Origin of the sequence: Engelhardtia mirabilis, from assembly GCF_007748095.1 — a bacterium.
Taxonomy (GTDB): Bacteria; Planctomycetota; UBA1135; order UBA1135.
Genome location: NZ_CP036287.1, coordinates 4,877,491 through 4,894,513 on the forward strand (window position 1 = coordinate 4,877,491; position 17,023 = coordinate 4,894,513).

General features: G+C 69.5%; 15 protein-coding genes. 2 read left to right on the forward strand and 13 right to left on the reverse strand.

Going from position 1 to position 17,023, the window contains the following annotated elements:
• Positions 1 to 36: 36 nt before the first annotated feature.
• The 7 genes from Pla133_RS17990 to Pla133_RS18020 all read right to left on the reverse strand — a co-directional run bounded on the left by Pla133_RS17990 (position 37) and on the right by Pla133_RS18020 (position 8,607).
• Positions 37 to 879, reverse strand: a complete 843-nt coding sequence (locus Pla133_RS17990; RefSeq protein WP_145067770.1) for an ABC transporter ATP-binding protein — start codon at positions 877 to 879, stop codon at positions 37 to 39.
• The gene (gene nosD / locus Pla133_RS17995) at positions 879 to 2,315 is read right to left on the reverse strand and encodes a nitrous oxide reductase family maturation protein NosD (protein WP_145067772.1); all 1,437 of its coding nucleotides are present in this window, start codon (positions 2,313 to 2,315) and stop codon (positions 879 to 881) included. Before nosD ends, Pla133_RS17990 begins: the two co-directional genes overlap by 1 nt.
• A complete protein-coding gene (locus Pla133_RS18000) occupies positions 2,315 to 2,980 on the reverse strand; it encodes a cytochrome C (RefSeq protein ID WP_145067774.1) in 666 nt (221 codons plus the stop codon). The genes nosD and Pla133_RS18000 overlap by 1 nt, the downstream gene beginning before the upstream one ends.
• 84 nt (positions 2,981 to 3,064) lie before the next feature.
• Positions 3,065 to 5,056 carry a Sec-dependent nitrous-oxide reductase gene (nosZ, locus tag Pla133_RS18005; RefSeq protein ID WP_145067776.1) on the reverse strand — a complete coding sequence of 664 codons (1,992 nt, stop codon included), beginning with the start codon at positions 5,054 to 5,056 and terminating at the stop codon, positions 3,065 to 3,067.
• 104 nt (positions 5,057 to 5,160) lie between these two features.
• Positions 5,161 to 5,985 carry a cytochrome c gene (locus tag Pla133_RS18010; protein WP_419191690.1) on the reverse strand — a complete coding sequence of 275 codons (825 nt, stop codon included), beginning with the start codon at positions 5,983 to 5,985 and terminating at the stop codon, positions 5,161 to 5,163.
• A 281-nt stretch (positions 5,986 to 6,266) separates the two neighbouring features.
• Entirely contained in the window at positions 6,267 to 7,253 is a 987-nt protein-coding gene (locus Pla133_RS18015; RefSeq protein WP_145067780.1) for an endonuclease/exonuclease/phosphatase family protein, read from the reverse strand.
• A 184-nt stretch (positions 7,254 to 7,437) separates the two neighbouring features.
• On the reverse strand, positions 7,438 to 8,607 hold the full coding sequence (locus Pla133_RS18020) for an acyl-CoA dehydrogenase family protein (protein ID WP_145067782.1): 1,170 nt from the start codon (positions 8,605 to 8,607) through the stop codon (positions 7,438 to 7,440).
• Positions 8,608 to 8,805: 198 nt separating this feature from the next.
• Between Pla133_RS18020 and Pla133_RS18025 the strand changes: the two genes are divergently transcribed.
• Together Pla133_RS18025 and metG are read left to right on the forward strand one after the other, a co-directional pair.
• Positions 8,806 to 9,948, forward strand: coding sequence for an EI24 domain-containing protein (locus tag Pla133_RS18025; protein WP_145067784.1), 1,143 nt, complete (start codon positions 8,806 to 8,808; stop codon positions 9,946 to 9,948).
• 57 nt (positions 9,949 to 10,005) lie between these two features.
• Entirely contained in the window at positions 10,006 to 11,706 is a 1,701-nt protein-coding gene (gene metG, locus Pla133_RS18030) for a methionine--tRNA ligase (RefSeq protein ID WP_145067786.1), read from the forward strand.
• Positions 11,707 to 12,048: 342 nt separating this feature from the next.
• Here metG and Pla133_RS26485 read toward each other — a convergent pair whose 3' ends face one another.
• From Pla133_RS26485 to Pla133_RS18060, 6 genes are all read right to left on the reverse strand, one after another.
• Positions 12,049 to 12,384, reverse strand: a complete 336-nt coding sequence (locus Pla133_RS26485; protein ID WP_419191691.1) for a hypothetical protein — start codon at positions 12,382 to 12,384, stop codon at positions 12,049 to 12,051.
• Between the two features lie 250 nt (positions 12,385 to 12,634).
• A complete protein-coding gene (locus tag Pla133_RS18040; RefSeq protein WP_145067790.1) occupies positions 12,635 to 13,135 on the reverse strand; it encodes a roadblock/LC7 domain-containing protein in 501 nt (166 codons plus the stop codon).
• Between the two features lie 24 nt (positions 13,136 to 13,159).
• Complete coding sequence (locus Pla133_RS26490; protein ID WP_419191692.1) at positions 13,160 to 14,242, reverse strand: GTP-binding protein; 1,083 nt, start codon at positions 14,240 to 14,242, stop codon at positions 13,160 to 13,162.
• A 4-nt stretch (positions 14,243 to 14,246) separates the two neighbouring features.
• Positions 14,247 to 14,762 (reverse strand): roadblock/LC7 domain-containing protein, encoded by a 516-nt coding sequence (locus tag Pla133_RS18050; RefSeq protein ID WP_145067792.1) that lies wholly within the window; start codon positions 14,760 to 14,762, stop codon positions 14,247 to 14,249.
• Positions 14,759 to 15,814 carry a hypothetical protein gene (locus Pla133_RS18055; RefSeq protein WP_145067794.1) on the reverse strand — a complete coding sequence of 352 codons (1,056 nt, stop codon included), beginning with the start codon at positions 15,812 to 15,814 and terminating at the stop codon, positions 14,759 to 14,761. The genes Pla133_RS18050 and Pla133_RS18055 overlap by 4 nt, the downstream gene beginning before the upstream one ends.
• A 32-nt stretch (positions 15,815 to 15,846) precedes the next feature.
• A complete protein-coding gene (locus Pla133_RS18060; protein ID WP_145067796.1) occupies positions 15,847 to 16,896 on the reverse strand; it encodes a hypothetical protein in 1,050 nt (349 codons plus the stop codon).
• Between the last annotated feature and the right edge of the window lie 127 nt (positions 16,897 to 17,023).

The window sequence follows — 17,023 nt, forward strand, 5'->3', positions numbered from 1 at the left end:
GCGCCTCGAGTCCGGGTCGATGGATGGCTAGCTCGATCATTGAATTGCTCCCTGCGCGTCGCCGCGCACCGCCTCACAGACGCCGCTCCGCGCAAGCTGATCCGCGCCCGGCGCGAGCTCGTCGCGGACGCCGTCGAGCACCTCGATACCCGCCGCCGCCAGCACCTCGAGCGCGCGCTCTCGATCTGAATCGGGGATGTGCAGCGTGGAGCGCGGTCCGCCGTCGCCACTGGGCCAGAGTTCGTCCGGCGTGGCCGTTCGCACCAGCCGTCCGCCGTCGAGTACGAGGACGCGATCGGCCAGGGCCCGCACCTCCTCGGGCCGGTGGGACGAGAACAGCACTGTCTTGCCGCTGCGCCGCAGCTCGCGCAGGCTCTCCACGACCTGGGCGCGACCGGCGGCGTCGAGGTTCGACGTGGGCTCGTCCATCACCACCACCGGCGGATCGCCGAGGGTCGCGACAGCCAGGGCCAGGCGCTGCTTCATGCCTCCGGAGAGGTCGCGCACGCGCTTGCGCTCATGACCCGCGAGACCGGCACGGGCGAGGATCTCGGCAGCGCGTCCCAGGCTCTCGACGCGCAGCCGCGCGAAGAAGGCCAGGGCAGCACCGACGCGCATGTCGTCGTGGAAGGCCAGCTCCTGGGGCACGTATCCGATGCGCGCTCGCACCGCCTTGCCCTGTCGGCGAGCATCGAGCCCGTCGACCTCGACGCTGCCTCCGTGCCGCAGGGCACCGAGCAGACAGCGCAAGAGCGTCGTCTTGCCGGCGCCGTTGCCACCCCACAGGGCGACCGCCTCGCCAGCCTCGACGTCGAAGCTCACTTCGCTCAGGGCGCACACGCGCCCGAAGCGCTTGGTCAGGTCCCGAATGGTGATCATCAGCAGACCTCGGTTCCAGGGGCGGCGGCGCGCAGGGCGCCCAATCCGATCGCGGTGCTCACCCCGAGCAACGCGAGGCCCAGGGCCACCTGGCCCAAGTTCCCGCGGTCGGGGCCCGGCCCCACGCGTCGCGAGGCAGGCGGCGACATGAGTGGATCAGGATCCACGAACTTCGGCGCCGGGCGCAGCTCGGGCAGGGCCCGTGCCGTGAACTCGATCGCCCGTTGGGCCGGGCTGTGCACGAACAGGCGCAGGTTGGGCTCACGGGCCAGGAGGTCCTCGAACAGGTACCGGGGCTCGTAGGCCAGGTCGCCCAGGCCATCGCCATCGAGGTCGAAGCCGGGGTAGTCGGACCAGTAGTTCCCGCGCGGTCCGGCCTCCGTCAGCTCGTGGAAGGCGTTCCCGGAGAGCTCTCCGCGCCCGTGCACGGTCACCTGCTCCTCGTTCTCCACGAAGCCGTTCTCCGTGATGACGTTGCGTCGGGTGTTGGGCGTGACAAGCATGCCGACCTTGTTGTAGACGAACTGGTTGTTCGCGATGCGACCGACGGCGTCGACGCTGGAGGGCGAGTTGTCCAGGTACACACCGACGCGGTTGGCGACGAAAAGGTTGTCCTCGAGCAAGATGTCGTCGCAGTCCTTGAGACCCGCGCCGTAGCCGCTGGGCCCGCGGTTCTGCCGTAGGGAGTTCCCGCGCAGCGTGATGCGCCGGCTGTACATCAGGTAGATGCCAACGGAGTTCTGGTGCAGCCGGTTGTCCGCGACGTTCGTCTCGTGGCTGTACATGAAGTGCAGCCCGTAGCGGCTGTCGGCCACATCGTTGCGCTCGATCGTCAAGCGCTCGGAGTACCACAGGACCAGGTCCCGCACGCCGCGCAGCCAGTTGTCCGAGACGACGCAGTCGTGGCTCCACCACAGACGGATCCCGTCACCGCGGCGCCCGGCCTCCAGGGGCATCCCGACGATGCGGTTGCGACGCACGATCGAGTCCGACGCCATGCGCAGGTCGATCCCGAAGAGCACGTCCTCCAGGACGTTGTCCTCGATGATCGACGGTCCGACTTCGGCGCGGATCCCGGCCGGCTCACGGTCGACCCCCGCGCCGCTGCCGCGCACGTGCAGTCCGCGCAGGGTCACCCCCGGCGCCAGGATGGTCACCACGGTGCCCTCCCCGCCGCCGTCGATCACGACCTCGCCGCGACCCTCGAGCACCACGGAGCGCTCGATCACCAGGTTCCCCACGTAGGTCCCGGCCGGGATCTGGATCGTCTCGCCGTCCGAGGACGCCTCGATCAGGGCGACGATCCGCTCGACCCCGAGGGTGCGCGTGTCGTCGACTGCCGCCGCGCTCGCCGCGACACCGAGGATCGCGAACCCGAGCGCCGACACCAGCATCCGCCGACGGCTGCCGGTCGGAGAGGCTAGCCCAGCAACCATCAGTGGGCACCGCTCTTGGCCTCTATGACCAACGGGCGGAAGGCGCGTCGATGGAACCACAGGGCCAGCAGCATCACGACCGAGGCCCCGATGGCGAGCCAAAGACCTGTCCCTGGCTCCGCGATCGTCTTGAACTGGCCGATCTCCCCCACGCCGAGGATCGGCGGGACGAAGGGCTCGATCGAGTTCGACAGTGGCGCATAGGGATCCAAGTTCGTCCCGAAGTGGCTCATCCACAGGTGTAGGTCGAGCAGGAAGATCGCCGGGAAGAGGATCCCTGGCAGGATCAAGAGCGTCGCCCAGCGGCGGTGTACCAGAGCGGCAATCTCGAGCATCACGACCAGCCCGACCAACGCGAAGACGCCGTAGCGCCGCTCGAGCTGTGCCGCCTCGCCGAGCGGCCGCATCCCGATGTAGTGGTTGAGCCCGTCGATCTCCGCCACGTCCCCGCCGAGATTGTTGACGTAGGCCGTGAGGTGCAGGTTGTCCGGGTACTGGGGCGCCACCAGGTCCATCTCCCAATAGGGCAGGAACAGGGACACCAGGATCAGGATCCGGGCCGCCAGCAGCAGCAGGTACGGCAGGCGGTAGCGCAGGCCGTCGTCGGCCATGGCGTCGGAGTCGACCCGCGGGCCGGCGACCTTCTGGAGCAGCGTGGAGGACATCGAGGTCCCCTTCGGTTGGGAGCTGAGGGACGGACGGGCGATATGGTGGCGGGCGCCGGCGATCCGGCGCCCGCCCGGACGCGACTACTCGGTCGGTTCGACCAACAGGTAGCCGACCATCTCGAGGTGCAGCGCAGAGCAGAACTCGGAGCAGTAGAAGGGGAAGGTCCCGGCCGTGTGTGCCGTGAACTCCACCGTCGCCGTCTCACCTGGCTCGAGGCTCAGGTTGATGTTGTATTGCGGGATCGCGAAGCCGTGGGTGGCGTCGACCGCGCGCTCGATGTTGGTGATGCGCCAGGTGATGGTGTCACCGACCTTGACCGCCACGTGCTCGGGCTTGAAGTGGCTGCGGACGGCGGTCATGAAGACCTCGACAGAGCCCTCCTCGTCGTTGCGGGTGACGCGCTCCATGCCCGGCTTGGGCGCCATCAAGTCGGCCCGCTGGTGCAGGGGATCCCAGCCCACCTCGGGGTAGACCTTCCAGGGGTTCAGCTTGTCGGCCTTGCAGATCTGCGCGTAGTGAGGCTCGCCCATGCCGATCGGCATGTCGTAGATCACGGGCATGCTCGTGCCCTGATTGGCGATGTCGATCAGCTGGAAGTTCTGGGGCAGCAGCGGGCCGGGGGGCAGGAAGCGATCCACCGACCACTTGTTGAAGGCCACCAGGTACTTGCCGTCCGGGCTGACCGTGTCGCCCTCGGCCACACCGATGTGGCCGACGTTGTACTGGACCGGAGTCTTGTGGACGAGGGTCCAATCGGGCTCGGGCGTCCCTGCACCGTAGGAGCCACCCATGGTCCAGCGGGCCACCGCCGAATCCAGGAAGAGCGAGGTGTAGGCGTAGCCCTCCGGGCCGAACTGGGTGTGGAGCGGACCGAGGCCGACTTCGACCTGGGCCTCGACGACCGCGTCGAAGTCGAGGATCGGAATGCCCCAGTCGTCGCGACCGGAGAAGGTCTTGGCGGCGACGGCCTTTTTGAGCTTGGCCGTGGAGTAGACCGTGACGTGCGGGTCGAGCTTGCCCGAGACGACCACGAAGTCACCCTTGGGGGCCACATCGACACCGTGCGGACTGCGCGGCTCGGGCGTCAGGTAGATCAGACCCTCGGCGACCGCCGTCTTGATGCTGATCACCGGGAACCCCTCGATCATGTCGGCCTTGCCGGCCTGGAAGACGCGCTCGGCGCCCTTCCAGTCGATGATGTGGAGGTAGTCGGTCGCGTTGCGGCTGACGCCGGCCTCGAAGGGCGGATTTCCGCTCTCGATGCCACCGGTGGCCATCTCTGTGTTGATCGAGTTGAGGAAGAACCACCCGTCGCTGGCGCCCTTGCCGGCATCGGACAGGTCCTGCCAGTAGGGCGGCAGCTCCATCGCAAAGGACTTGGAGCGGTCGATGCGACCGGCGCGGCGGTCGAATTTCCACAGCGTCACCGAGCCGTGGTAGGACTCCTTGTACTCGCTCAAGGGGGCGTAGGCCGAGCCCCACGGGGTCGCGTACTGGCCACCCTCGATCACGTACTCGGTGTTCGGTGTGACGAAGGTGCCGCCGTGGTCACTGACCGTGAGCGGGTTCTTGACGATCTGCTTGGCCTCGAAGTCGCGCAGGTCGATCACGCCCACGCGGGCGTTGATCTTGTCGTTGATGAACAGCCACTGGCCGTCGTAGTCGCCGGCGGTCTCGGACAGGGCCGGGTGGTGGGTGTCGCCCCAGCGGACCGGTTCGCCGCCGTAGTCGCCGCCCGCCATGACCTCCTCGCCGACGCCGTAGCCCCACCCTTGCCAGGGCTCCGGCGTGAACACGGCAATCGTCTTCAGCAGACGCATGGAGGGCATGCCGATCGCGAATACCTGGCCACTGTGGCCGCCGGACGAGAACATCACGTACTCGTCCAACATCCCACTGGGCGTGAAGGTCTTGGCGGCGGCGAGCAGGTCGGCGGTGGTCAGCCCGCGCGCCGTGGCGGCGGCGCGGACGTCATCCATCGACTGGAAGGCGAGGCTGGAGCTCGCACCCACGCTGAGCAGCAGCGCAAGTGCGAGCGCGCGGGCACTCAACACACGGAAAGCAGGGTTCATGGTCGGTCCTCCGAGAGAAGGGCTACGGGGAATGCGTAGTCGGAGCGGGCTGCGACTCGCGCGTCGAATGACGCCGACGTCGAGCCCCTCGTCGTTCGGTCCGGTCACTCGCCGTGGAGCGAACGGATGTACTTCACGATCTCGGCCAGATCGTCGTCGCCGAGTGCGGGGTTGCCGCCCTTGGCCGGCATGTCGACACCGGTCGTGTTGGAGGCGTCCCAGATCGGTCGGCCGGTCTTGACGAACGCCATCAAGTCGTCATCGCTCTGTTCGGCGACGAAGGGACTGTTCGCGAGCGCCTTGCCCAGGCCGGGGACGCCCTCACCGGCTAACCCGTGACAGGCGGAGCAGCTCGCCACGAAGACCTCGTGGCCGGCACTACCGGCGACAGCCGAGGGCGCGCCACTGCCCGCAGCGCTGGATTCGACGATCCAGTCCTCGATCGAGACTGGTGGGACCCCGGGCTCCTGCAGCGTCCGCAGGTAGTGCACGACGTTCTGCAAGCGCTGCTCTTCCAGGTCCTCGCGACCGGCCCGCGCAGGCATGAACTGCCCGGTGGTGTTCGCCGGGTCACTCGGATCACGACCCTGGACGATCAGCTCGAAGAGCTCCTCGTCGCTGTGGCCTTGAACGAAGCCGCTGTTGCGAAGCGGCTTGCCGAGGCGCACCACGCCAGTTGCGTCATCTCCGTGGCAAAGGGAGCAGGCGTTCTCGAAGGTGATCCGGCCCTGGGCCAGGTCGCCCATGGAGACACCCAGCGTCTGCCCCCACTGGAGCCAGGGGTCGACATGCGGCTCGGGGCGGGTCAGGTCTATGCCCAGGCTGATCGCGGGGATGACCAGTGCGAAGACGGCCACCAGAGCAATGGCCTCGGTCCGAAAGGGGTCGGGATCGAGGGCGGACGGGGTCGCACGGAATGACGGAAGCATCGTCGTCGCTGACGTCGGGGTGGTCGGGGTGGACGAGAGGAGGGGCGGCGACACCGCACAGGACATCAGGACCGCCTAGTCTCTTGCTTGCGCCGAGACAGTACAAAAGTGGCACAGGATATGCCACTTCAGTCGCAGATTTCCTGCCCGGCAAGCCGCGCAAGATTCCGGTCCGACAGGCCGCCCAAGACCCGCCCCGTCGCAACAGGCTGGCTCGCCCCCCTTTGGGCGAGCCGGGGGAGCCCTCCCGGCCCCTCGGCCCGATGGCGCGGACTCGAGGATCAGTCGACGAAGTCGAGGTCGACGATCAGCGGCAGGTGGTCCGCACCGCCGTCGGAGCCGACCTTCGCCCGGCGCGCGACCAGGCCCGGTGTGCGCCAGACGTGGTCGATGCGAACGATGGGCGGCAGGGGGAGGCCCTTGTAGCGGCCGGGCAGGGGGAAGCTGAACCCGAGGCCCTCCCCCGCCTCGCGGAAGGTGTTCACCAGCCCGCTCGCCGCGAGGCGCGCGTAGACGGCGCTGGTCTCGGACGAGTTGAAGTCGCCCAGGAGCAGGCCCGGCGGGCTGGCGAGCAAGCCGTCCGTGAGCGGGCCCAGGTCACGCACGCTGCCGTCGGCGCGGCCCAGGAGCGCGGCGAAGAGCGACAGGTGCACCACCGTCAGCCGCAGGGGCCGGCCATTCACGTCGAGGGTCACGTCCAGGTGTGCTCGCTCGCCCTCGAGGTGGAAGAACTCGGTCTCGACGATCGGGAAGCGACTCAGGACCCCCCGACCGGGAACGCCGAGGGGGTGGAGGACGCGATAGGGGTAGCGCTCCGAGAGCCGCGCGACGAGCTCCGCCGCGACCTGGGCGTTGAGCTCGCACAGGGCGACCACGTCGGCATCCTGCTCCGCGATCCAACTGGCCGCGTCGTCGGGCGAAGCGACGGCCGAGCCCAGGTTCCAAGCGACCACCTGCAGGTCGGCCGAGGCACCGAGGGGCGCGGCTTTTAGTCCCTGCGGCGCGAGGATGCGTGGGGCCCACCAAGCGCCCAGGACGATCGGATTGAGCAGCAGGGTCCAACCGAGCCAACGCCGGCCCTGCCGCAGGGCGTCGATGCCGAGCACCGCGCCCAGCGCCACCCCCACGTGCAGCAGGTTCGCCGGCCCCGCCAGGAACCACAGGGCGTCGACCCCGAGCGGGCCGGCCAGCCACGAGGCCGGCAGGCCGATCGCGAAGAGCCAGTGCAAGGGCAGGCGGCGCGTGGGGCGAGGTGAGTCGTCGCTCATGGCTAGGTGTGCCCGGCTCGGTAGGCGTTCGTACGGTGCCAGGCACGAAACCGCCGCCTCTTCGCACCGGCCCGCAACCGCCGTTGGCGGCTGCGGGCCGGTGCGCGTAGGCGGCGGTTTCGTGCCTGGCACCGTACGAACGCCTACCGAGCCGAGCCGGGCGGGCGGTCGCAGGAGCTACCGACTAGCGGAAGGCCGGGATGCCGGTCAGCTCGTTGCCGATGGCCAGGGTGTGGATGTCGTGCGTACCCTCGTAGGTGTAGACCGACTCCAGATTGCACATGTGGCGGCCGGTCTGGTACTCGAGGCTGATGCCGTTGGCGCCCAGCATGTCGCGGCCCGTGCGCGCGATGTTGAGCGCGACGTGGACGTTGTTGCGCTTGGCCATGTTGACCATCGCCGGGGTCATCTTGCCCTCGTCCTTGAGGCGCCCGAGCTGCAGGGCCAGCATCTGCCCCATGGTGATCTGGGTCGCCATCTCCGCCAGCTTGGCCTGGGGGATCTGGTAGCCGGCCAGGGGCTTGTCGAAGACGATGCGCTCCTTGGTGTAGCCGAGGACCTCGTCGAACACGCTGTTGGCCGCGCCGATCGCGCCCCAGGCGATGCCGTAGCGCGCTTGCGTGAGGCACATCAGCGGGTTGCGCAGACTGGTCGTCTCCGGCATCCGCATCGAGTCCGGCACGCGCACGTCCTCGAGCACCAGCTCGGAGGTGATCGACGCCCGCAGGGACCACTTGTGCTTCTGCTCCGGCGCGCTGAAGCCGGGCAGGTTCGTCGGGATGCAGAAGCCGCGGATGCCGTCCTCGGTCTGGGCCCAGACGATCGCCACGTCGGAGATCGTGCCGTTGGTGATCCACATCTTGCGCCCGTTGAGGATCCAGTCCCCGCCGTCGCGCTTGGCGTTGGTCAGCATGCCGCCCGGGTTCGAGCCGGCGTCGGGCTCGGTCAGGCCGAAGCAGCCGATGGCCTTGCCGCTGGCGAGCTGGGGCAGCCACTCGCGCTTCTGCTCCTCGGAGCCGAAGGCGTAGATCGGGTACATGACCAGCGAGCCCTGCACGGAGACGAAGGAGCGCAGACCGGAGTCACCGCGCTCGAGCTCCTGGCAGATCAGGCCATAGGACACCGAGTTGAGCCCGGCGCCGCCGTACTCCTCGGGGATCGTCGGACCGAAGACGCCCAGCTCGGCGAGCTCGGGGGTCAGCTCGGTCGGGAAGGTGCCCGCCTCGAAGTGGTCCATGATGAGCGGGATGAACCGCTCGCTGGTCCAGGTGCGCACGGCGTCGCGCACCATTAGCTCCTCCTCGCTGAATTTCTCGTCGAGGAGCATGTAGTCGAGGTGCCGGTACTCAGCCATCTTGGATCGTGGGCTCGCGGGGGTCCGTCCGGCGCCAGGCGCCGCGCGGGGTCGAATGGGTCGGTCCGAGAGAGGCGCCGCGGAGGGGCTCAATTGACTCTTCCTCGGCGCTGATGAACCCGCTCTTATAGCACAGGGATCGCTCCGCTACCGGCCCTCGGGGGCCGCCTCTCGGAGCCCCACACGCGCCAGATCTGGATGACTGCTCCCGATTCACAACAGCCGGCGGCCCTCCCGGCGCGCGGCAAGCCCGTGCCCTGCAGGCGCTGCGGCTACCACGCGCCGGCGGAGCCCTGCCCCCACTGCGGGGGCGAGCCGCGCGAGCCCAGCCTGGCCGGCGAGACCGGACCGGTTGGCGGGCTGGCCGCCGGGGCCAGCGCCCTGTTCCGCGGTGCCGGCTTCCTCTTGAGCACCCCGGGCACCAAGCGTTGGCTGATTCCGCCGATGCTCTTGACCGTGCTGGCCTTCGCGGTCGCGACGATCCTCATCTGGCGTTGGATCGACGGGGTCCTCTCGGGCGTGGTGCCCGAGGAGGTCGACCTCCACAACCACCTGCCCGGCTGGCTGGCGAGCGTCCTCGAATGGCCGATCCGCCGCGGCTTGGTGCTGCTCGCCGCCCAGGGCCTGGGCCTGTTGGGCGTGCTGTTCGTGGCCGCCCTGGTCTGGTGGTTCGCCTTCAGCCTGCTGTTCGAGACCGTGGCCGGCCCCTTCCTCGACGAGATCCACGGGCGCATCGAAGCCCGCTGGTTCGGTGAGGATCCGCGCAACCGACTCGAGCGCCCAGAGGGCAACGACGCGCGGCTGAACCTGCGCGCCAGCATCCTGGGCGCGTTGGTCGGCGCCGCCTGTGCCCTGGCCCTCTTGCCGCGGCTCCACGGCTGGAGCCTGTTGCTGTTGCCCCTGATCGCCGCCGCCCCGGCGGTCGCGATCGGCCTGGCCCGGCCGCGCTACGGCCGCTGGCTGTTCTGGGTCGCGAGCGTCGAGCTGCGCGCCTTGCGCGCGAGCCTCCTGGGCCTGACCGTCTCCGGCGTGCTCCTGGTGCTGTTCCTGCCGGTCTACCTGGTGCCCCTGATCGGCCCCTACGTCTACGCGGTGGGCGCGGGCTTCGCGACCTCGATCACCCTGCTCGACCTGCCCTTCAGCCGCCGCGGCCTGGGCCTGCGGGCGCGGCTCGACTTCCTCGGGCGCCACGCGGCCACCATGGCCCTGTACGGGCTGATCTGCGGGCTGCTCTTCGGCGTGCCCTTCCTGGGCCCCGTGGTGGTGGTGCCGTCGGCCTCGGTCGGTGGCCTGTGGCTGTTCTGCCGCCTCGACAAGCGGCTTCTGCGCGACGGCAGGTGAGCGGAGGTCCCGGGCCAGCGGCTAACCTGTCCGCCCCCGAGCCCCGGAAGACGATCCATGCCCCGCTACCTGGTCACCAGCGCCCTGCCCTACGCCAACGGTCCGCTCCACTTCGGACACGTGGCCGGGGCCTACCTGCCCGCCGACGTCTACGTCCGCACCCTGCGGATGCAGGGCGAGGAAGTGCTCTACGTCTGCGGCGCCGACGAGCACGGCGTAGCCATCACCATCGGCGCCGACCAGAAGGGCGAGCCGTACCCCGATTACGTGGCCCATTGGCGCGACGGCATGAAAGCCATGTTCGACCGGCTGGGCATCGCCTTCGATCGCTGGTCGGGCACGAGCGTGTCGCCGCGCCACGTGGAATTCACCCAGGAGTTCTTCCGGCGGCTGGTGGACGGTGGCTACTTCAACGCGCGCGAGAAGGAGCAGCTCTACAGCCCGGGCGAGGAGCGCTTCCTGGCCGACCGCTACGTGGTGGGGACCTGCCCCAACTGCGGCTTCGAGGAGGCCCGCGGCGACGAGTGCCCGAACTGCGGCTCGTGGCACGACGCCCTGGACCTGGGGCAGCCGCGGTCGAAGCTCTCGGGCGAGGCGCTCGAGCGGCGCATGAGCACGAACTGGTACCTGGACCTGCCCAAGCTGCGCGACGAGTACCTGGGCCAGTGGACCCGCGACCACGATTGGAAGCCCAACGTGCGGGCCTTCATCGAGGGGCTGCTGAAGGACGTGCCCGAGCGCGCCATGACGCGCGACATGAGCTGGGGCGTGCCCGTGCCCACCGACGTGGCCGAGGGCGCCGAGGGCAAGGTGCTCTACGTCTGGTTCGACGCCCCCATCGGCTACGTCTCGATCACCGCCGAGTGGGCCGCGGCCCAGGGCGATCCGGACGGTTGGAAGCGCTGGTGGAAGGACCCCGAGACGCGGCTAGTCAACTTCATCGGCAAGGACAACATCCCGTTCCACTGCCTGATCTTCCCGGCCATGCTCTACGGCCAGCAGGATGGCTGGATCCTGCCCTGGGCCGTCCCGGCCAACGAGTTCTACAACCTCGAGGGACGCAAGTTCTCGACCTCGGGGGGCTGGTCGATCGATCTGGACGCGTTCTTCGATCGCTACGACGCCGAGGCCGCGCGCTTCTACCTGCTCGCCAGCGGCCCGGAGACCGCCGACAGCGAGTGGCGCTGGGAAGGCTTCCAGGACTGCGTCAACGCCCAGCTCGCGGACACGATCGGCAACCTCGCCACGCGGGTCCTGCGCTTTTGCGGCAAGCACTTCGACGGGGCGATTCCGCCGGTCGGGGACCACGCCGCGGAGTTCGACGCGCTGCTGCTCTCGGAGTGCGGGGAGGTCGCCGATCCGGGCGCCTCGATCCGCGAGTTCCGCTTCCGACGTGCGGCCGAGGAGCTCGTGGCCAACGCGCGGATAGCGAACGTGTTCGTCGACCGGGCGGCGCCCTGGACCCTGCGTAAGACCGACCTGCCGCGGGCCGCGGCGGCACTGGCCACGGCGGCCGAGTGGATCGCGCTCACCGCCCGCTGGATGAGCCCCTTCATGCCCGGCAAGGCCCAGCAACTGTGGGCCATGGTCGGGGGCGCGGGTGCGGTCGAGGATGCCAGCTGGCCGGCCGCCCCCGTGGCCGGTGCGTGGCGATCCTTCCCGAGCGGCCAGGCCCTCGGGGAGGTCGACGGCCTGTTCGCCAAACTCGAGGACGACCAGATCGCGGCCGAGATCGAAGCCCTGCGCCAGCGCAGCTGATCGAGGCCCTGGCCCGGGAGCCCGTCCGAGCCGGCGGCTGGTCACCGCCCCCGCGCGACCTGGACCCATCGAAAGGGGAAGACTCGGGAGATCTCCCGTGGCCGCGAGCTCGGTCCAGGTGGCCCTACCGTCCAGCGGGGCCCAGCGACCCGCGCATCGGAAGGTCAAGTGGCACTTCCGGTAACGCTACCCTCCCATTGAAGCGCGCTTACGCCTCCCATGGGAACCAGACTCCGCCACCGGGCCGTCCCGAACGACCACCGCCCGGCACGCAGAAGCGAACCGGGCGGTAGTTGAGTTCGACGCGACGAGGGGATTACGCCGCGTCGTGCCTGTCGAAGATCAGCGACGGCGCGTCGCGGCCTTCTTCGTCGCGCGCTTCTTGGTCGCACGCTTCTTGGTCGCGCGCTTCTTGGTCGCGCGCTTCTTGGTCGCGCGCTTCTTGGTCGCGCGCTTCTTGGTCGCGCGCTTCTTGGTCGCGCGCTTCTTGGTCGCGCGCTTCTTGGTCGCACGCTTCTTGGTCGCGCGCTTCTTCGTGGCACGCTTCTTGGTGGCGCGCTTCTTGGTAGCCCGCTTCTTCGTCGCACGCTTCTTGGTGGCGCGCTTCTTGGCGGTCTTCTTCTTGGTCGCGCGCTTGGTGGTGCGTTTCGCGGCCTTCTTGGCACGTTTCTTAGCCATCGGAAGTCTCTCCTAGGAGTGGTTGAATCGGCGTCTTCGGAACGCCTCTCCACGACACCAAGGGCGGACATCGGCCGGATCACTCCGGGTCTTGCCCTAGTTCTGAGAAACTTTCGCGAACGAGTCGCGGGTCCGGCACGCCAACGACGTGGCGTGCGGACCCGCTTCGGAACCTCGCGAGCGGTGCAGTCGGCGTCTCGTGAGTCGCCCCGACGAGCGCGGAGCCGCGGACACCGAACGCTCCGACCGATCAGAACAGGTCGTCCAGCGCCGCCGCGCCGGCGGACGAGAAGTCGTCCGACAGGCTGCTGTCGCGGACCTCCGACGCGATCCGCGCAAAGGTCTCACCCAAGCGGACGGTGGCCTCCTGGGAGTAGAAGCGGACCAACCCCAGGTTCGTACGCTCGTCGAACACGACCGCCAGCAGGGTGCGCTCCCCCACCAGTTGGAGCTGGATGCTGTCCCGCTGCCCCTGGTGGAACATGACCGCGAACTCGGGTTCCCCGAGCAGGCGCGCCATCTCCTTGGTGGCCGCGAACGACCCGGCGATCAGGGCCGAGATCGACTCGGAGGAGCTCTCCACGGCCTCTCCCCGTCGGGTCACCATGTGACCATCCCGGTCGATCAACATCGCGCAGCGGGACTTGGAGAGCTCGAGGAAGCCGTCGAGCTCGGTATGCAGCTGCTCCATGTCCGCTTCGTAGAACACGAGGCGGTCTTCTCGCAGCCGGGCGTCGTCTTGAGTCGTCACGCTTGGGTCTCCCTTGGTTTCGGCTCAGAGAGCGCTGAGGACGAAGTGGGCGATGACGGCACCGACCGTAGCGGCGGCGACGACGAAGGCTGCGGTCTTGGCACCGCTGCCCCCCTGTCCGCGACGAATCTGCGGAGCGGGGGCCGTGGTCCGGGTTCTTTGGGCGGGCCGCGTCGACGGTGCCGGCGCGGGGTTGCCCTGGGTCTGCATCAGCTTCGAGGGCGATGCCTTGGCGGGCTTCGTCGGGGCCGCCTTGGCGGTGGCCGCGCGACGGGCCGCGCTGGGTTGGGTCGCGGCCGCCGCGGCCGGCGCCGTGCCGCCACTCTGCGCCTGGGGGGCGACCGCGCCCGTCGGGGCCGGCGCCGGAGCCGGAGTCGCCGCCGGGTGCAGGTCGAGGTTCGACTTGGTCGGAGCGCCGCCGACCGGCGGTGCCGAGACGGTGCCCGCCCCGGAGGCCTGGGCCTGCGAAGCCGGATGAAATCCGGTGGTGTTGGTCGCACCCGGGCGCGACGAGCCTCCGGCGCACTCCGTCTGGATGTGCTTGAGCACCAGCGCCGCCAAGCCCTTGAGCGTCGGGAAGACCCCTTGGCCGGTCGCCGCCACGCCCTCGAAGGTGGTCGTGCCGAAGGTGTTCAGGGCCTTGTCGAGCTCGTCGACGGGCAGCGCCCCCGGCAGGTCACGCTTGTTGTACTGGATGACGTGCGGAAGCGTCTTGAGGCTCTTGCCGTACTCGTTCAGGTTCTCCTCGAGGTTCCGAATGGACTCGAGGTTCGCTTCCATCGCATCGGGGCCCGAGTCGGCGACGAAGATGACTCCGTCGACGCCCTGGAGCACGAGCTTGCGGGTCGAGTTGTAGTAGACCTGTCCGGGGACCGTGTACATCTGGAAGCACGTCTTCATGCCCGCGATCGTTCCCAGATCGAGGGGCATGTAGTCGAAGAAGAGCGTCCGGTCGCCGTCGGTGCTGATGCTCGTCAGTTCACCGCGATTGTTGTCGGGGGCGCGCTGGTGCACGACCTCGAGGTTCGTCGTCTTGCCGGACATGCCCGGACCGTAGTAGACGACTTTCGCGTTGATCTGCTTCTGAGCGAAGTTGATCTGGACCATGGTTTCAGCTTCCCGCGCTGGTTCGAGGATCTTGAGATCCGGCCGGTCCCTGGGCCGGGGTGTTCACTTGAAGTCCCGAGCGCTCGGAAGGGAGCGCCGCGGGAGGGTCTGTCCGTTCCTCCACCACTTGGGTGGAGGGGCCACGCAACGCGCGGCCGATGCGACGTGCTGCGCCGTCCATGTGGAGCCGCAGCTCCTCCTGGTTGACGCTCGCGTCCGTGATCGCCATCAGCACCGAGCCCGGGCTCTGGACGAGCACCAGGCAGCCGCGGGCCGCGGTCAGGACGACGCGCTCGGGGTTGGGCCAGGTCAGCGCCGCCACCGTGCGGGTCAGCTCGCTGAGCCACTGGGTCGCCACCGCTGCCGCGGCCTCGACATCGATGGCGAGCACCTGGGATCCGTCGTTCGAGCCGCCCTTGCGCTCCATGCCGGGCACCGCGACGGGGACACCGTCACGGGTGACCAAGCCGACCAGGCGCACGCCGGGGATCTGCGCGATGGGTTCGAGGATCTCGATCATCTCTCCACCCCATCGACAGTCGGACGCCAGCCGACCAAGTCAACCAGCGCCCTTTCCTGACTAGTGGTCAACTTTCCGCTCGACCACATGGCGGCCGAGTCGGCCTCGCTGCACGCGGCCGAGAGGGTTCCGAAGTCGCCCTCGAGGCGCAGGTCGGTGATGCGCCCCAGCCCGAGCCGGCGGGCGACGGTGCGACCGGACTGCACGACTTCGCGCACCTGGCGCGCGGTGCGCTCGGCGGTGGCGCCCTTGGGCCCCTGGACCAGGGCGGTCGAGCCGCGCAGGTAGAGGGCCGCGCGGATCTCCTGATCGCGCGTCAGCTCGCGCAGCACCGGGCGCACGTCGTGGGCCAGGCCGTCGCGCTCGCTCTCTTGTTCGTGGGTCGGATCGTCGACCAGCCGTCCGGTCTTCTCGACCTCGCGCAATGCCTGGTTCACGTCCGGAGCATCCGCGCAGAGGGTGTCGAGGGTGCGGAAGCGCGCCTCGAGGGCCGGCGAACCGGGCTCGAGCTCGAGCAGGCGCGCCGCCGCCCTGCGCGCCTCGCGCCAGGCACCGATGGCCGTGGTTATCTGCAGCCGCAGCCGCCACGAGCGCTTGTCGGAGCCCCGGAGCTCGTCGAACTGATCCAGCGCCTCGAAGGCGAGCTGGCCCACGTCGCGACCGCGGTCGGCGATGAAGCGCTCGACGCGGGCCCGTGCCACCGCCAATCGAGCCTCCGGCCCGTCGAGCTTGGCGCACCAGTCCGTGGCCGTCTGCTCGGCGCGGGAGACGTCGCCGGACTCGAGCAAGAGGTCGACCAGCTCGCGGAAGACGGCGTCGCGCGGCCCCTCGACCAGCTCGCTGCGCAGTTCCCCCAGGCGCGACTCGCGGTCCTGCTTGTCGATCCGCTCGGCGATGCGACGCAGCTCCCCGTGGGTGGGGAACTGCCCCAAGCCCTCGGTCGCCACGCGTCGAGCCTCACGCAGGTCGCCCGCCATGGCGCACTCCTGCGCCAGGGCGACGTAGTTGGACGGCGTGACCTGTTTGGAGAGCCGCGCTCGGGCGTCTCTCACGCGCGATCGGCTGAGGATTCGGCGCATCATGCTCATCGGGGCTCCTCGATCAGTTCTCGTACCGCGGCCACGTCCTCGCGGACGCGCGCCGCCTGGCCCCAGTCGTCTCCAGCGAGATCCAGGGCCTGTTCGAAGGTCGCGATCGCCTCGTGGTAGCGGCCGCGCTCGACCAGGCGGCGAGCCTCCAGGCGCGCGGTCTCGGCGGCTTCGGTGCGACGCGTCTTGTCGGTCGCGATCGCCGCGGCGCGGTCGGCCTCGCGGCGCTGCAAGTCGTCGATGGCGCGGTCGACCTGGGCGATCTGCCGGTCCACGGCGAGCATCCCGTGCCAGACCGGGTTGATCCGCGCGAACTCGTTCAGCTCTCCCAGGCGCCGATCGAGCTCCGTACGCGAGTTGTCCGCGGGCGGCGTCAGGGCCTTGAACTGGCGGTCCAGTTCGACCTCGCGCCAGACCAGCACGGCGCCGAGCAGCACGAACAGCACCACCGCTCCCACTCCGCGCCGCTTCCGCTTGCGCGCTTGAGCCTGCTCGGCGTCGTCGTAGCGCAGGTCGCGGATGAGTCGCGCAATGTCCTTGCGGCCAGGATCGGCCAAGAGGACCTCCTGCAGGAAGGGCACGGCATCCATCGGCCGCCCGCCGTCGATCTCGACCTGGGCCTTGGCCAGGTAGCGACGCGCCAGCTCGTCCACGTCGCCCAGGCGCCGCAAGAGGCCCGAGAGGTCGCGGTCGATCCCGCGCTCCTCGGGGAAGGCGTCCGCGAGCGCCTCGAGCAGCGCTCGGCCGCGGTCCGAGTCTCCACCCTGCTCGAACAGCAGCGCCGCGCGACGCCCGAAGGCCGGCACGTCCACGGACTGCCGGCGCGCGAGCTTGGGCCAGCTCAATCCGAGCAGCACCAAGGCCTCCAGCAGCCGGGGATCGTCCCCCGCTTCCTTGACCGCGGCCTGGACCAACTCCAGCGCGCGCGCGGCGGCGGAGCGGGTCAGCTCGCCGCATCGATCGAGGCGCCGGTCGAGCACCTCGTCGAGGAACTCGCCGTCACCAGGCTCGACGGCCACGGCTCGGAGGACTGCGTTGAGGCTCACGGGATGTGTAGGACGCGGATCGGGACGGGCAGTGGCGTGCGGAACGAACCGCGGTCGATCCAACCGGCCCGACCGCAACCTTCGTCGCCCCGCGACGCCGGTCTGAAACCCAAATCGATTCCCCGGC

Excerpts from the sequence above, each read along its gene's own strand:
- Pla133_RS18020 (WP_145067782.1), bottom strand. The coding sequence starts at position 8,607 with ATGGCTGAGTACCGGCACCTCGACTACATGCTCCTCGACGAGAAATTC.
- Pla133_RS26485 (WP_419191691.1), bottom strand. The coding sequence starts at position 12,384 with ATGGCTAAGAAACGTGCCAAGAAGGCCGCGAAACGCACCACCAAGCGC.
- Pla133_RS18015 (WP_145067780.1), bottom strand. The coding sequence starts at position 7,253 with ATGAGCGACGACTCACCTCGCCCCACGCGCCGCCTGCCCTTGCACTGG.
- nosD (WP_145067772.1), bottom strand. The coding sequence starts at position 2,315 with ATGGTTGCTGGGCTAGCCTCTCCGACCGGCAGCCGTCGGCGGATGCTG.
- Pla133_RS18050 (WP_145067792.1), bottom strand. The coding sequence starts at position 14,762 with ATGATCGAGATCCTCGAACCCATCGCGCAGATCCCCGGCGTGCGCCTG.
- nosZ (WP_145067776.1), bottom strand. The coding sequence starts at position 5,056 with ATGAACCCTGCTTTCCGTGTGTTGAGTGCCCGCGCGCTCGCACTTGCG.
- Pla133_RS26490 (WP_419191692.1), bottom strand. The coding sequence starts at position 14,242 with ATGGTCCAGATCAACTTCGCTCAGAAGCAGATCAACGCGAAAGTCGTC.
- metG (WP_145067786.1), top strand. The coding sequence starts at position 10,006 with ATGCCCCGCTACCTGGTCACCAGCGCCCTGCCCTACGCCAACGGTCCG.
- Pla133_RS18025 (WP_145067784.1), top strand. The coding sequence starts at position 8,806 with ATGACTGCTCCCGATTCACAACAGCCGGCGGCCCTCCCGGCGCGCGGC.
- Pla133_RS18000 (WP_145067774.1), bottom strand. The coding sequence starts at position 2,980 with ATGTCCTCCACGCTGCTCCAGAAGGTCGCCGGCCCGCGGGTCGACTCC.
- Pla133_RS18010 (WP_419191690.1), bottom strand. The coding sequence starts at position 5,985 with ATGCTTCCGTCATTCCGTGCGACCCCGTCCGCCCTCGATCCCGACCCC.
- Pla133_RS17990 (WP_145067770.1), bottom strand. The coding sequence starts at position 879 with ATGATCACCATTCGGGACCTGACCAAGCGCTTCGGGCGCGTGTGCGCC.